This is a genomic window from Hyphomonas sp. CACIAM 19H1 (assembly GCF_003325995.1).
Taxonomy (GTDB): domain Bacteria; phylum Pseudomonadota; class Alphaproteobacteria; order Caulobacterales; family Hyphomonadaceae; genus Hyphomonas; species Hyphomonas polymorpha.
Genome location: NZ_CP016437.1, coordinates 3,497,490 through 3,510,792, shown reverse-complemented (window position 1 = coordinate 3,510,792; position 13,303 = coordinate 3,497,490). Strand labels below are relative to the sequence as shown.

The 13,303-nt window shown below is 63.5% G+C and carries 14 protein-coding genes; 12 read left to right on the top strand and 2 right to left on the bottom strand.

Annotation, left to right across the window (positions count from 1 at the left end; genetic code table 11):
* Positions 1 to 48: 48 nt before the first annotated feature.
* Entirely contained in the window at positions 49 to 339 is a 291-nt protein-coding gene (locus tag BBF93_RS16340) for a PepSY domain-containing protein (protein WP_162786610.1), read from the bottom strand.
* Between the two features lie 170 nt (positions 340 to 509).
* Here BBF93_RS16340 and BBF93_RS16335 point away from each other — a divergent pair, with 170 nt between their 5' ends.
* The 6 genes from BBF93_RS16335 (at position 510) to BBF93_RS16310 (ending at position 6,433) form a co-directional block, all read left to right on the top strand.
* The gene (locus BBF93_RS16335) at positions 510 to 1,082 is read left to right on the top strand and encodes a hypothetical protein (RefSeq protein ID WP_114106618.1); all 573 of its coding nucleotides are present in this window, start codon (positions 510 to 512) and stop codon (positions 1,080 to 1,082) included.
* Positions 1,083 to 1,118: 36 nt separating this feature from the next.
* A complete protein-coding gene (locus BBF93_RS16330; protein WP_162786609.1) occupies positions 1,119 to 2,339 on the top strand; it encodes a murein hydrolase activator EnvC in 1,221 nt (406 codons plus the stop codon).
* A gap of 32 nt (positions 2,340 to 2,371) precedes the next feature.
* Positions 2,372 to 3,718 carry a S41 family peptidase gene (locus BBF93_RS16325; RefSeq protein ID WP_114107128.1) on the top strand — a complete coding sequence of 449 codons (1,347 nt, stop codon included), beginning with the start codon at positions 2,372 to 2,374 and terminating at the stop codon, positions 3,716 to 3,718.
* Positions 3,719 to 3,902: 184 nt separating this feature from the next.
* A complete protein-coding gene (locus BBF93_RS16320; protein WP_162786608.1) occupies positions 3,903 to 5,147 on the top strand; it encodes a divergent polysaccharide deacetylase family protein in 1,245 nt (414 codons plus the stop codon).
* Positions 5,144 to 5,659, top strand: a complete 516-nt coding sequence (locus BBF93_RS16315) for an RNA pyrophosphohydrolase (RefSeq protein ID WP_114106615.1) — start codon at positions 5,144 to 5,146, stop codon at positions 5,657 to 5,659. Before BBF93_RS16320 ends, BBF93_RS16315 begins: the two co-directional genes overlap by 4 nt.
* Positions 5,660 to 5,680: 21 nt before the next feature.
* Complete coding sequence (locus BBF93_RS16310) at positions 5,681 to 6,433, top strand: alpha/beta hydrolase (RefSeq protein ID WP_114106614.1); 753 nt, start codon at positions 5,681 to 5,683, stop codon at positions 6,431 to 6,433.
* A 73-nt stretch (positions 6,434 to 6,506) separates the two neighbouring features.
* On the opposite strand, the gene folE is transcribed toward BBF93_RS16310, so the two are convergent.
* Positions 6,507 to 7,127 carry a GTP cyclohydrolase I FolE gene (folE, locus tag BBF93_RS16305; RefSeq protein WP_035595302.1) on the bottom strand — a complete coding sequence of 207 codons (621 nt, stop codon included), beginning with the start codon at positions 7,125 to 7,127 and terminating at the stop codon, positions 6,507 to 6,509.
* Between the two features lie 363 nt (positions 7,128 to 7,490).
* Between folE and cysS the strand changes: the two genes are divergently transcribed.
* The 6 genes from cysS to thrS all read left to right on the top strand — a co-directional run bounded on the left by cysS (position 7,491) and on the right by thrS (position 13,280).
* Positions 7,491 to 8,876: a cysteine--tRNA ligase gene (cysS, locus tag BBF93_RS16300; protein ID WP_114106613.1), complete on the top strand. Its 1,386-nt coding sequence runs from the start codon at positions 7,491 to 7,493 to the stop codon at positions 8,874 to 8,876.
* Positions 8,861 to 9,433, top strand: a complete 573-nt coding sequence (locus BBF93_RS16295) for a histidine phosphatase family protein (protein ID WP_114106612.1) — start codon at positions 8,861 to 8,863, stop codon at positions 9,431 to 9,433. The genes cysS and BBF93_RS16295 overlap by 16 nt, the downstream gene beginning before the upstream one ends.
* Positions 9,430 to 10,050 carry an exopolysaccharide biosynthesis protein gene (locus tag BBF93_RS16290; RefSeq protein ID WP_035595299.1) on the top strand — a complete coding sequence of 207 codons (621 nt, stop codon included), beginning with the start codon at positions 9,430 to 9,432 and terminating at the stop codon, positions 10,048 to 10,050. Before BBF93_RS16295 ends, BBF93_RS16290 begins: the two co-directional genes overlap by 4 nt.
* A 208-nt stretch (positions 10,051 to 10,258) precedes the next feature.
* Positions 10,259 to 10,702: an iron-sulfur cluster assembly scaffold protein gene (locus BBF93_RS16285; protein WP_114106611.1), complete on the top strand. Its 444-nt coding sequence runs from the start codon at positions 10,259 to 10,261 to the stop codon at positions 10,700 to 10,702.
* Positions 10,702 to 11,034, top strand: coding sequence for a membrane protein insertion efficiency factor YidD (gene yidD, locus BBF93_RS16280; protein WP_114106610.1), 333 nt, complete (start codon positions 10,702 to 10,704; stop codon positions 11,032 to 11,034). The genes BBF93_RS16285 and yidD overlap by 1 nt, the downstream gene beginning before the upstream one ends.
* Before the next feature lie 263 nt (positions 11,035 to 11,297).
* Positions 11,298 to 13,280 (top strand): threonine--tRNA ligase, encoded by a 1,983-nt coding sequence (gene thrS, locus BBF93_RS16275; protein WP_114106609.1) that lies wholly within the window; start codon positions 11,298 to 11,300, stop codon positions 13,278 to 13,280.
* Positions 13,281 to 13,303 lie beyond the last annotated feature (23 nt).

The following is a 13,303-nucleotide window of genomic DNA, read 5'->3' as shown; positions in this document are numbered from 1 at the left end:
GGGGAGGAAACCCATCCGCCCGGCCCTTCGCTGAAGGGAGGCTGTCCCTCAGCAATCGTCATCCTCATCAATCTCCAGGTCGAGGACCGCGCCGGTGCGGCCATGGATGTCGATCTCTATCTCGCGGCCATTCCGGGTGCAGCCTTCCAGCTCCCATTTGCCGTCATCCCGCTCGATCTCCTTCACGCGGGTCATGCCCTCGGCGCGCGCAATGCGCACGGCTTCTTCGCGGGAGATCGTGACGCCGCCCGCGCCGGCGCCGCCGCGCAGGCCGTATTCATCGTCGGCGAGCGCGATCGGGGCAGGGGCAGCCAGAGCCAGCAGGGCCAAGGATGTCATCAGTGTTTTCATAATCATCGTCCTTCAGGTTTCGGAGTGTTCTTGCGGGGAAGTTGAGCGTGGTTCTGCCCCGCAGGCCCTGAGCCCGTCCTGACACGCGCTGTCAGGTCGCTGTCAGTTTCGGTTGGGGGCTTGCAGGCCGGGCGATGGCCTGCAACTCAGGAGGCCAGATGGATACAGATCGCCAGTTCAGCTCCGACCCGGAAACACGGATTGCCGACGCGCTCGAGGCCGCCCTTGAAGCGCTGCGCCTGGCCAGCCGGGAGCATGCCGGAACAGAGCTCCAGCCAGAGCGCTGGCGCTGGGTGGCGCTTGGTCTCGTCAGCGCGCTGCAGGCAGCGCTGGTTGCCGCGCTTTCCGGCTACGCTTCGGCCCGGCATGAGGATGTCGCCAACCCCTCCCAGTCAGACCGGGTGGCGCCGATTGCCCTGCTGCTGCGCCGGGCAAGGTCGTCGGAACATCTCAACCCGCCTGAGCGGCTGGATCTCACCGGCGCGCAGGTGCGCGGGCTTGAGGCACTCGTCGCCATGCGCAATGCCGCCGTCCATGGGCTCGGCTTTCAGGTACCGGAAAACCCCGCCGCCCTCGCGCGGACGGCGGTGGACGTCATTCGGCATCTGCTTTTGACCCATCCGACGTTCGATATGTCCGGATTTGTCCTCTTCCTGTCCCTGATTGACCGGGAGTTGACCGCGCTGGACGCGGCCCTGGCGGTGAAAGTCCCCGGAAAACCGCATGATTAACGCCAAAGTGACGCCTCATGGCGCATGTCTGGTGTCATGCGATTTTTCCGGCCGCTTGTCCTTTCCTGCCTCGCGCTCGCGCTGACTGCTGCGGGGCCCGATACCTATACGCGGCAGGATCTGGAAACGCTGGAAAAGGAAAAGCGCGCGGCAGAGCAGAAACTCGAGCAACTTCAGTCCACGGGTGAAAGCACTGTCCGCGATCTCAAATCGCTGGACCAGGATCTCCTCGCCGCTGCCGCTGAAGCGCTCCGGCGGGAGGAACAAGCCGTCTCGGCAGAAAAGGCGCTCATTGACCTGGCAGTCAAACGGGAGAGGGCTTCTGCTCAACTCCTTGAAAATGAAGGCGCTTATGAGGATCTGATTGCCGCGCTCGCCGCTGCCAACCGGCGCCGTCCGCCTGCGCTCGTGGTCTCGCCCGGCCAGTCGGGCACCGCTATCCGCCGCGCTGTGCTGATGCAGGCAACGCTGCCCGAGCTCAATACCCGTGCCCGGCGCATATCCGGTGAAATTACTGCGCTCAACAGGCTGGAAGACCAGATCCGTACGGAACAGGCGCGCCTGGACGCTGCCGAGGCTACTATCGCCTTGAAGAAAGAGGAAATCGAGCGCCTCGCCGCTGCCAAGCGGAATCAGTATGAAGGCCTCGCCGGAGACGTTTCCGCTCTCAAGGCCCGCGCCGAGAAGCTCGGCCGCGAGGCCGATACGCTGCGGGACCTGCTGGCGGCGCTGGAATCCAGCGCGCCCGGCGCCCCCGGCATCAAGCCGAAACAGCGCCCGCAACTGGCCGCGCTGAAGCCCGCGCCGAAGTCCGCCGTGCCCGGCACGAAGACCGCGCCGATCAAAACTTCGTCAAAACCGCTTGGAAAAGCGGCCCTCGGCGGCCTGCTGCAGCCGGTCGCCGGCGATGTGCGCAACCGTTTCGGAGACAAGCTTTCTGGTGGCAGCACTGCAGAATGGGTGAGTTTCGAGACCCGCGCGGAAGCCCAGGTTGTCGCCCCGGCGGCCGGCACCGTCGAATATGCCCGGCCCTTCCGCAGCTATGGGTCGATGCTGATTCTGCGCACAAGCGACGGGTATCATGTTATCCTGACAGGGATGAGCCGGATTTACGTATCCGAAGGCCAGTCTGTTACTGCCGGTGAGCCGGTAGGGTTGATGCCTGATCGCACCGACCCGCCGCCTGAACTCACTCTGGAATTAAGGCTTGGCGACAGGGTGCTTAATCCTGCAGAGTGGATGATGCGTGGCGGCTGATCCGCCGTGTGAGGATTATGATGGAGTGGAATATGCGTTCATTGCTGACCGGAACGGCCCTGGGTGGAGTTCTGGGAGCGCTGGCGGTGGGTTTTGCGGCAATGGCCTGGCCCCAGGGGCAGGACGTCAAGCCGCCTGAAGACCCGCGCGTTGCCACCTATCAGCAGATTGAGCTGTTCGCAGAAATCTTTGCGCGCGCGCAGCGGGATTATGTCGTCCCGATCGATGAGCGCGAAGCGATGGAGTCCGCCATCAACGGCATGCTGACCTCGCTTGACCCGCATTCCAGCTATATGAACCCGGAAGATTTCCGCTCGCTTCAGGTCCAGACCTCCGGCGAGTATGGCGGCCTCGGCATCGAAGTGACGATGGAAGACGGCTTCGTGAAGGTCATTTCCCCGATTGACGACACCCCCGCCCAGCGTGCCGGCATCCAGCCGGGCGATTACATCACTGCCATCAATGGCAAGCCGATCATCGGCCAGACGCTGAACGACGCCGTCAAGGAGATGCGCGGTGAGAAGGGCACCGAGATCGAGATCACCATCCTGCGCGAAGGCGTTGACCCGTTCCCCGTGAAGCTGGTGCGCGATGTGGTGCAGCAGAAATCCGTCACCTGGAAGAAAGAGCCGGGCGACATTGCCTATATCCGTGTCTCCACTTTCAATGAGCGCACCGGAACCCTGCTTGAAGACGCCGTACAGGCGATCAGCCGCGACATTGGCGCCAAGCCTGCCGGTATCGTGCTGGATCTGCGCAATAATGGCGGCGGCCTGCTCGACGAAGCGGTGAAGGTGTCTGACTTCTTCCTTTCCGGCGGCGAGGTTGTCTCGACCCAGGGGCGCCGCCCAATTGACGTTGAGCGCCGCAACGCCACCAAGGCGGAAGTGTTCAAGGGCGTACCTCTGGTCGTGCTGATCAATGGCGGTTCGGCTTCGGCGTCAGAGATTGTTGCCGGCGCGCTGCAGGATCGCGGCCGAGCGCTGGTTGTGGGCACCACCAGCTTTGGCAAGGGATCGGTCCAGTCGGTTATCCCGCTGGGAGCTGAGCGCGGCGCCATCCGCCTCACCACCGCCCGATATTACACGCCTTCGGGCCGCTCCATCCAGGCGCTGGGGATCGAGCCGGACATCATGATCACCCAGGTCCGCCTGACCGAGGAAGAACTCGCCCGGATCCAGCGCTTCTCCGAAGCCGATCTGCCGCACGCCCTCGCCAACGAGTCTGGGGCAGAGCGGTCCAAGCTGCGGATGCCGGATGAGCAGCCGCCCGAAGGCTATGAAGGCGAAGACTTCCAGCTTCAGCGGGCCTTGCAGCTGGTGAAGGACGGGCGGGCGTCCGTCTCGCGTCTCGCCATGCAGGCTGATGAGCCCGGTTAACGATTTCCACTGCTTAAAGGCTCGATTGATTGAGGCCCGGTAAGCATCTGTTTGCCTCCTGTTAACCCTGCGCGGCGATTCTGAAAGCTGCTTTCCCGCAGCCGTCAGATTTTCACGAGGTCGATACATGGGTTACCGGCAATCAGAGCCGTCACCGCTGAAGTCCGGCCTCATGCATGCTGGCATGAGCCTGGGTGTCTTTGGTGGTCTCGCCGTGGCACTGGGCGCGGGTCTCCACATTACGGCTGATCCGGCCGCAGCCGGTCCCCGCCAGACGATTTCGTTGTTCGGAACCACTTCCGGGGACGCGGATGAGAAAGGCGCAGCCTTCGCAGCCATCCGCGCGGCAGATTATGATGAAGATTATATGCCGGCTGACTATCCAGCCTCCGGGGGCATGGACCTTGCCTATACCGAGCTGGATGGCGAGGGCATGCGCATCGACATCACCGGCGGGCAGGGCGGGCCGATCATGGCGCCGGCGGCCGGCATCCGGATCAATGGCCGTCTCGTCCAGCCTGGCCAGTCGTTTGGCGAAGTGGCGGCCGGGGCTCCGTCAGGCGCAGCGCCTGCGGGCGTGCCCCTGAAACTCAACACCGCCGAAACCGCCCCCAAACCCGCCAGCAAGGCACCGGCAGACATCTACGCCCGGCCATTCTCGAACCCGGAGGGGCGCCCCGTTGTGTCTCTTGTGATCGGCGGCCTTGGCATCAACTCCACCCAGACCAAGCTCGCGATTGACGCGCTGCCCGCCGATGTCACCCTGTCGTTTGCGCCGGATGCCAGCCGTCTGGATTACTGGATCAAGATGGCCCGCGCGGACGGGCATGAAGTGCTGATCGAAGTGCCGATGGAGGCCTATGAGTATGGCCGGATGCGGATGCACCCCGACACGCTGACCGCCGGGGCTGACAAGAAGGCAAACCTTGCCAAGCTCAACCAGGTGCTCAGCCGCGCCAGCGGCTATTTCGGCGTCATCAATTATCAGGGTGCCAAGTTTGGTGCCGATACCGGGTCCATCGAGCCCATCTTCGATGTGCTGGCCGAACGCGGCCTGGCCTTCATTGACGATGGCAGCGTTCACAAAGCTTTCTTCGGCCAGGTTGCCGATACAAAGGGCCTGCGCTTTGCCCGCGCTGCCGGTCCGGTCGACACCCGCCAGTCCCCTCAGGATATCGCCGCCGAGTTCATGGAACTTGAGACCCTCGCCCGTCAGCATGGCGGCGCGATCGGAGCTGGCTTTGCCTTCCCGGTAACGATTGAAGCTGCCTCGCTCTGGATCGACACGCTGGACGAGAAAGGCCTGGTGCTGGCGCCGGTGTCCGCCCTCGTGCCGCGCTCGGCAGAGCCTGTGGCCCAGCCTTTGGCTGAGCGCCGCGAGCTTCGCACTGGCAGCGCGGGCAAGGCTGGTCTAAAAACCGGCGGGTGACCCAGACCCGACTCGATCCCCAACTCTATCGCGCCAATGTCGGCCTCGCCATGTTCTCGAAGGCGGGGCATGTGTTCATTGGCCGCCGTATCAATGGCCGCGGCCCCTTCCAGTGGCAGATGCCGCAGGGCGGCGTTGACCCCGGTGAAGATCCCCTGACCGGCGCCCTGCGCGAACTGGAAGAGGAAATCGGCGTGCCCCCCAAGCTTGTCGATGTGCTCGAAGAGACCGCCGACTGGCTCTATTATGATTTCCCGCCAGACCTGAAGAAACGGATGCCGGGGCCATATCTCGGCCAGCGGCAGAAATGGTTCGCCTTCCGCTTCAAGGGGTCTGACAGCGATGTGCGCCTGGATCGCCATACGCCCGAATTTGATGCCTGGCGCTGGGCCAGGCTGGAGGAGACGCCGGACCTGATTGTACCCTTTAAGCGGCCCGTCTATCAGGAAGTGGCGACCCGCTTCCAACAATGGGCAGAGCCTGTGTTGCCGGGCAGGGTGCCGCAGGGCTGACAGGATAAGGGGGTAGGGGACATGGGCGATCTTCTGATGATCCACGGGGTAGGCTGCGATGGCTCGGCCTGGGACCGGATGAAGCCCTTGTTTGAGGCGCGCGGCTGGACCTGCCACACGCCGACCCTTTTCCCGGACCGGCGCGTGCGGGAAAATCCGCCCGCCAATCTCTCGGATCTCGGCTTGCAGGATTATATCCAGGCGATGCGGGCCGAAGCGGCGCGCATCGCTGCCGCCACGGGGCAGAAACCTGCCGTGATCGGACATTCCATGGGCGGCCTGATCGCGCAGGCGCTGGCCGAAAGCGGGGATGTATCCAGGGCTGTTTTTCTGACGCCTGCCCAACCCAAGGGCTGCGCCGTGATCGGCCCTTCTGTTGCCTGGACCTTCTTCAACGTGATCCTGTCGCAGGATCGCAAGAAAGCGCACAAGGTCTGGAAAACCGGCTTCCGTTATGGCGTGCTCAACTGCGTCCCCAAGGCGCGCCATGACGAGATCTATGCCGGCGCGCTCTACGATTCCGGCCGGGTCTATGGCGACATCACCGACGGGATCGAGATAGACGAGAAAAAGATCACCCTCCCCACCCTGACGATTGCTGCCGGCAAAGACCGCGCCACCCTCGCCAAGGCTGTGCGCAAGGTCGCGGCCAAATACGCCGCCAGCCCCGTGCCTGGTGATTTCATCGAATATCCCGGTCATGCCCACTGGATCGTGGAAGAGCCGGGCACGGAAAAGGTCGTCGCGGATATCGCCGACTGGCTGGCGCGTTGATTTCCGCTCAATAGAAAAACGCCCCGCCGGAAGGGCAGGGCGTTTCGAGAAAATTCTTCAGCCGTCTGAAAAATCAGCCGTTCTGGTTGCACATCGCCAGGAAGCGGTTGCGCAGGTCAGCGTCGGATTTGAACACGCCGGTAAACTGCGTGGTGATCGTGGTGACGTGCTTGTGGTGAACGCCGCGGGTGGACATGCACTGATGCTCGGCCTCGATGAACACGGCCGTGCCCATCGGGGCGAGGCTTTCGGTGATCGCGTCGCAGATCTGCGCGGTCATCGTTTCCTGCGTCTGCAGGCGCTTGGCGAAAATTTCCACCACGCGCGCCAGCTTGGAAATGCCGACCACGGCGCTTGACGGCTTGTAGGCCACGAAAGCCTTGCCGATGAAGGGCGCGATATGATGCTCGCAATGGCTCTCCACCTCGATGTTGCGCAGCATGACGATGTCGTCATAGCCCTGCACATCTTCGAAGGTCCGGCTGAGATATTTCACCGGGTCTTCGCCATAGCCTTCAAACCACTCCTTGTAGGCATTCACGACGCGCTTGGGCGTGTCGATCAGGCCCTCGCGGCGCGGATCGTCGCCCGCCCACGCAATGAGCGTGCGGACGGCTTCTTCGGCCTCTTGCTGAGTGGGGCGCCGAACGGGGTCCGCGCGCGGAATATCTTTTTTGGGGGTTACGGCGTCCATAGCCAATTCAGTTGTCCTTCACTGAGGGACGGGGGTCGAGCCGGGGCATCCCTTGAAGGTCTTTGACGCCTTCTTGCCCGGACTTAACGCCCGCCCGGAGTTGATACCCTCAGGGCGATGTGAGGATACATAGGCCCGGCGGGTCTTTGTTTCCAGCGCTTTCTACGGGGAAACCTGGGCGCTGGATTACGGAAATCTTGGCTTTCCCGGCGGAAGGTGATACGCACCGGCTCATGTCGAGCGCCGCGTTTGCATATTCTTGCTGCCGTCCCTGTTGCTGCTGAGGCCGCAACGGGCCATAGGGCTGCCCGGAACATCCAGCCCGCGAGCTGCTCCCCCGACATTCCCGATCCAAGAGATACGATGACCCTTCGCATTTACGATACTGCCGCGCGCAAGAAACGCGTCTTCGAGCCCCAGGACCCGAAGCGGATCACGATGTATGTCTGCGGCCCGACCGTTTATAACTACGCCCATATCGGCAATGCCCGCCCGCCGGTCGTGTTCGATGTGCTGCGCCGGGTGCTGATGGCGAAATATGGCGAGCGCGCGGTCGTTTATGCGCGCAATATCACCGATATCGAAGACAAGATCATCGCCGCCAGCCTGGCCTCAGGCGAGCCGATTGCGGCGATCACGAAGAAATATGCTGCCATCTACAATGCAGACGTGCAGGGCCTGAACGTCATCCCGCCCAGCATCGAGCCATGGGCTACCGGCCATGTGCCGGAGATGATCGAGATGATCGAAAAGCTGGTGCGCAAGAAATACGCCTATGTCGGCGAAACGGGCGTCTGGTTCTCTGTGCCCTCAATGCCCGATTATGGCCGCCTGTCTGGCCGCAAACCCGAGGATAACGAAGCCGGCGCCCGTGTGGCAGTGGACGAGGACAAGCGCGATCCGGCGGATTTCGCACTCTGGAAATTTGCCAAGTCCGGAGAGCCGGAAGACGCGATCTGGGATAGCCCCTGGGGCCGTGGCCGCCCCGGCTGGCACATCGAATGCTCGGCCATGGCCGCCAAGCATCTTGGCCGCACGATCGACATTCATGGCGGCGGCGTGGACCTGACCTTCCCCCACCATGAGAACGAGATCGCCCAGTCCGAATGCGCCCATGGCGAGGAACTGGCGCGCTACTGGATGCATAACGGCTTCCTCGACATGGGCGGGGAGAAGATGTCGAAATCGCTCGGCAACATCGTCACCGTGCATGACCTGCTGAAAAGCTGGCCGGGCGAAGTGCTGCGCTTTGCGCTGCTGACGGCGCATTACCGCGCCCAGCTCGACTGGACCGAAGACCTCCTGAAACAGGCCAAGACCACGCTCGACCGGATTTACGGCGCCCTTCGCCGTGTCTGGGAGGCGGAAGGCGGCGAAGCGCGCGATATCGGCGTCCTACGGGCGCTGGAGGATGATCTCGGCACGCCGGACGCGCTGGCCGAACTTTCCCGCCTGGCAACGGAAGCCAATACGGCGGCCGACATCAAGGATGCCACCGGCATGGCCAATGCACGGGCAAACCTGCTGGCGGCTGGAAAACTGCTTGGTCTGCTCACCAAAACACCCAAGGAATGGGAGCAGGGCGGCGATACGGACGAGAATGCCCGCATCGATGCTCTGGTGCAGGCCCGTATAGATGCCCGCGCGGCCAAGGATTGGGCCGAGGCGGACCGTATCCGCAAGGCGCTGGCGGAAGAGGGGATCGAGATCATGGATGGTCCGGCAGGCAGCACATGGCGGCGCATCTGATCCGCCGCCGCTTTCTTGCATTTGTCGCGGCAGGCCTCTTTTCGGCCTGCCTCACCCCCCTTCAAGCCTCGGCCGAGACTGCCGTGCCTGCCGCCGAAGCGGTGACCCGGCTTTTCCTGGTGCGCCATGGGGAGAAAGAGACCGGCTCTGATCCGGCGCTGTCGCCCGCCGGCGCCCTGCGGGCCGCGGCGCTGGTGGAACGCCTTTCGGCTGAAGGCGTTACCGAAATATGGTCGACCGCAACACGCCGCACACAGGAAACCGCTGCGCCGCTTGCGGGGGCCTTGGGCTTGCCGGTGCAGACCTATGACGCCGCTGAATTGCCTGCCTTTGGCAATAAGCTTGCCGCAACGCCGGGGGTGAAGCTGGTGGTGGGGCATTCCAACACGACCGACGCCCTGGCCGCCCTGATCGGCGCCGATCCCGGCCCGCCGATTGATGATGCGGCCGAGTTTGACCGGCTTTACGTCATTAAGATTACCGGTGGCTATCAGGCCGCCTCGCGGATCGAACGTTATGGCGCCCCGGCATCTGGCGCAGAAACGCCCCTGCCATGAACCGCAACGGCACGGATATTCCCGTCACCAACTTGCGCACCATGATGCGCTCTCTCGTCCTCAATACGGAGGGCGACGAGGTGACCGTTCACGAACTCCTCGTGGCGATCGGCCGGCGGGCCCATGGCCCGGTTTTCCTGCTGCTGGGTTTCATTGCGGTCAGCCCGCTGACCATCATTCCGGGCGCCAATTGGTTCATCGCCACCGTCATCCTGGCCTTTGCCCTGCAGATCGTGTTCGGCCTGCGCCATCCCTGGCTGCCCAAGGGCGTTACCGAGATCAAGTTCAAGCGGGACCATCTCGTCCAGGGTGTCGCCGCCGGGGAGCGGTATGCCCACATGGTCGATGCGCTGGTGAAGCCGCGCCTCACCTTCCTGACAGAGCCACCCTTTCTCCAGATCGTCGCGGTGATCTGTGTGCTGGCGGCGCTCCTCACCTATCCGCTCGGTCTTGTTCCCCTCGGGCCGCTGCTGCCCAGCCTGACGGTGCTGCTCTTTGGCCTCGCGCTGACGGCGCGGGACGGCTTCGTGCTGCTGCTGGCGGGGGCGGCCTTCGCCGGGGCCATCCTGCTGGTGGTGAACCTCGCCCCCCGGCTGATGGCGCTCTGGCCGTTCTGAACGCCGGGCGGACGCGCAGGCGGCAAAGCCTCTCCAATCGTTAAGTTGACCCTAGGGCATGGGGCGGGCATCGACCCCTCATGGCCTTTGGCCTCATTTCTCCACCTCTCGACTTCCGGCCTGCCGGCAAGTGTCTCCACAGACTCGCCCGGCAGGCCTTTTTTCTCGCCTCTTGCCGGTGAAGTCCCGCCGGGCCATCTAGTCAGTCATGAGCGAGCTTTATCACAACCGTATCCTCGAACTCGCCGCCGGCATCCCGAATGTGGGCCAGCTTGCAGGCGCTGAGGGGGAAGCGCTGAAAGTCTCGCGCGTCTGCGGCTCCACCGTGCATGTAGCGCTGACGTTGGATGCGGCGGGGGAGGTGGTGACCGCCATCGCCGTTGATCCCAGGGCCTGCGCGCTGGGGCAGGCGTCCACGTCGATCCTTTCGGCCAATGCGGTCGGGGCAACGGTCAGCGAAATCCGCGCCGCCCTCGAAGCTCTGCGCGCCATGCTGAAAGAAGGTGGCCCGCCGCCGGAAGGCCGCTTCTGGGAACTGCGCCATCTGGAGCCTGTGGCTGATTATCCGCCGCGCCACGCTTCTACGCTGCTCGCCTTCGAGGCCGCAGTGGCCGCTATAGACCAGGCCCTCGCCGCGCGGGCGGCGGTGTGATGACCCTGCGCCGGCGCACGGCCTATGTACTGCTCGCCATCTACAAGCATGGCCCGAGCCAGGCGCTGCAGCTTTTCGGCGCGCGGTGCCAGCATCACCCCACCTGCAGCGAATATGGCGCGGAATGTGTTGCCCGGCATGGCTGGTGGGCAGGGGGATGGATGGCGCTTGCCCGCTTCATCCGCTGCCGGCCCGGCGGCAGCCATGGCATCGACCCGCCCCCGGAAACGAAACCCGCCGTACCGTTCTGGCAGCCCTGGCGCTATGGCGATTGGAAGTCCGGACCCAGAGATGGCACGCCGGGCCTGGTTGAAACCCCGCCCGAGGCGTGACATATGAGCGGCATGAACGCAGGTTTCTTTTTCACCGGGCTCACCCCGCGAACTCGTCAGGGTGCATGACGCACTCCTGAAGGCGCGCCCGCGTGCCCGTTCATGCACCCGCACAAGATGACCCCGTCCCGGCGACCCTGAAAACGGGGTAGGCAGCCCGGTAAAGCCGCGTTAATCACGGCGCGCCAGAAGCCTTAGCCGGATTCCCAGATTTTCCTGCGGGAACATGCCGTTCCGCAGCCCGCCAAAGAAACCAAAGACCCATGATCCAAGTCACGCTGCCCGATGGCTCCAAACGCGAATACCAGGACGGCGCTTCGCCGCTGGACGTTGCCGAGTCGATCTCCAAATCCCTCGCCAAGAAAGCCCTCGCCGCCAAGGTCGACGGCCAGATGTGGGATCTCGTCCGTCCGCTTGAAGGTGATGCCAGTGTCGCCATCATCACGGACCGCGATCCCGAAGGCCTCGAACTGATCCGCCATGACGCAGCCCACGTGCTCGCCCAGGCGGTTCAGGAACTCTACCCCGATGCCCAGGTGACGATCGGCCCCGTCATCGATGACGGCTTCTATTACGACTTCGCCCGCAAGGAGCCTTTCTCCACGGACGAGTTCGAAAAGATCGAAGCGAAGATGCGCGAGATCGTCGATGCCGATTACCCGATCATCCGCGAAGTCTGGGACAAGGACGCCGCCATCGCCGAATTCAAGCGCATTGGCGAAGACTACAAGGCCCAGATCATCGACGACATCATCCCGCCGGGTGAAGCCATCACGGTGTATAAACAGGGCAACTGGTTTGACCTCTGCCGTGGCCCACATCTTCCGTCCACGGGCAAACTGCCCAAGGCGTTCAAGCTGATGAAACTGGCCGGCGCCTATTGGCGCGGCGACCATCGCAATGAAATGCTCCAGCGGATGTACGGCACGGCCTGGGCGAGCGAGAAAGACCTCAAGGAACATCTCCACCGCCTGGAAGAAGCCGAAAAGCGCGACCACCGCAAACTCGGCGCGCAGCTCGACCTGTTCCATCTCGACGGCATGGCGGCGGCTGGCTCTGTCTTCTGGCATCCCAATGGATTCCAAGTCTGGCGTCAGATTGAGGCTTATATGCGCCGGCGTCTGGACGCGTCGGGCTATGAGGAAATCAAGACGCCGCAGCTGATGGATTCCGTCCAGTGGGAAAAATCCGGCCACTGGGGCAAGTATCGCGAGAACATGTTCATCGTGCCGGACTTCATTCCGGAAGGCGAAGAGGGCGTGGAAATCTCCGTGCCGGAAGACGCAAAGCTGATGGCGCTGAAGCCGATGAACTGCCCGGCACATGTCGAGGTGTTCAAATCCGGCCAGAAATCCTATCGCGACCTGCCGCTGCGCCTGGCCGAATTCGGCTGTTGCCACCGCAACGAGCCGCACGGCGCCATTCACGGCATCATGCGCGTGCGCCAGTTCACGCAGGACGACGCCCACATCTTCTGCCGTGAAGACCAGATCGTCGAGGAATCCATCCAGTTCTGCCGCCTGCTGGAAAGCGTCTACCGCGATTTCGGCTTCGAGAAGATCGCAGTGAAGCTGTCTACGCGCCCCGACGTGCGCGCCGGTGATGATGCGACATGGGACCGGGCCGAGGCTGGCCTCCAGGCGGCGGTTGATGCCGCCGGTTTGCCCTGCGAATTGCTGCCGGGGGAGGGCGCTTTCTACGGGCCCAAGCTCGAATTCCAGCTGACGGATGCCATCGGCCGGGTCTGGCAGTGCGGCACGCTCCAGCTTGATTATGTTCTGCCTGAACGTCTGGGGGCGGAATATATTGCCTCTGACGGCTCCAAGCAGCGTCCCGTGATGCTGCACCGCGCGATCCTCGGTTCGATGGAGCGGTTCATCGGTATCCTGATCGAAGAATTCGCCGGGGCCTTCCCGATCTGGCTCGCGCCGGTGCAGGTCGTCGTCGCGGCGATCTCCGATGACGCCGCCGGCAGCTATGCCGAAGAGGTGGCTGCCGAGCTGCGCAAGGCAGGGCTCCGGGCAGAGGTCGACCGGCGCAATGAAACGATCAACTACAAGGTCCGGGAACATTCTCTGCAGAAGGTTCCGGTCATTGCGGTTGTCGGCGCGCGGGAAGCGGAAGAGCGCAAGGTGGCGCTGCGCCGTCTGGGGTCGAACGGTCAGCAAATCCTCTCGCTGGAAGAAGCGCTCGGTTCGCTGGCAGATGAGGCGCTCCCGCCCGATCTGAAGCGCGCTCCCAGTTAAGGGGCGGTGACAACTCCGTTCTC

Bases quoted from the DNA above. Each gene is read 5' to 3' on its own strand.
- folE (WP_035595302.1), bottom strand. From the start codon at position 7,127: ATGGACGCCGTAACCCCCAAAAAAGATATTCCGCGCGCGGACCCCGTT.
- yidD (WP_114106610.1), top strand. From the start codon at position 10,702: ATGACCCTGCGCCGGCGCACGGCCTATGTACTGCTCGCCATCTACAAG.
- BBF93_RS16310 (WP_114106614.1), top strand. From the start codon at position 5,681: ATGGGCGATCTTCTGATGATCCACGGGGTAGGCTGCGATGGCTCGGCC.
- BBF93_RS16325 (WP_114107128.1), top strand. From the start codon at position 2,372: ATGCGTTCATTGCTGACCGGAACGGCCCTGGGTGGAGTTCTGGGAGCG.
- cysS (WP_114106613.1), top strand. From the start codon at position 7,491: ATGACCCTTCGCATTTACGATACTGCCGCGCGCAAGAAACGCGTCTTC.
- BBF93_RS16290 (WP_035595299.1), top strand. From the start codon at position 9,430: ATGAACCGCAACGGCACGGATATTCCCGTCACCAACTTGCGCACCATG.
- thrS (WP_114106609.1), top strand. From the start codon at position 11,298: ATGATCCAAGTCACGCTGCCCGATGGCTCCAAACGCGAATACCAGGAC.
- BBF93_RS16320 (WP_162786608.1), top strand. From the start codon at position 3,903: ATGAGCCTGGGTGTCTTTGGTGGTCTCGCCGTGGCACTGGGCGCGGGT.
- BBF93_RS16285 (WP_114106611.1), top strand. From the start codon at position 10,259: ATGAGCGAGCTTTATCACAACCGTATCCTCGAACTCGCCGCCGGCATC.
- BBF93_RS16335 (WP_114106618.1), top strand. From the start codon at position 510: ATGGATACAGATCGCCAGTTCAGCTCCGACCCGGAAACACGGATTGCC.
- BBF93_RS16295 (WP_114106612.1), top strand. From the start codon at position 8,861: ATGGCGGCGCATCTGATCCGCCGCCGCTTTCTTGCATTTGTCGCGGCA.
- BBF93_RS16330 (WP_162786609.1), top strand. From the start codon at position 1,119: ATGCGATTTTTCCGGCCGCTTGTCCTTTCCTGCCTCGCGCTCGCGCTG.
- BBF93_RS16340 (WP_162786610.1), bottom strand. From the start codon at position 339: ATGACATCCTTGGCCCTGCTGGCTCTGGCTGCCCCTGCCCCGATCGCG.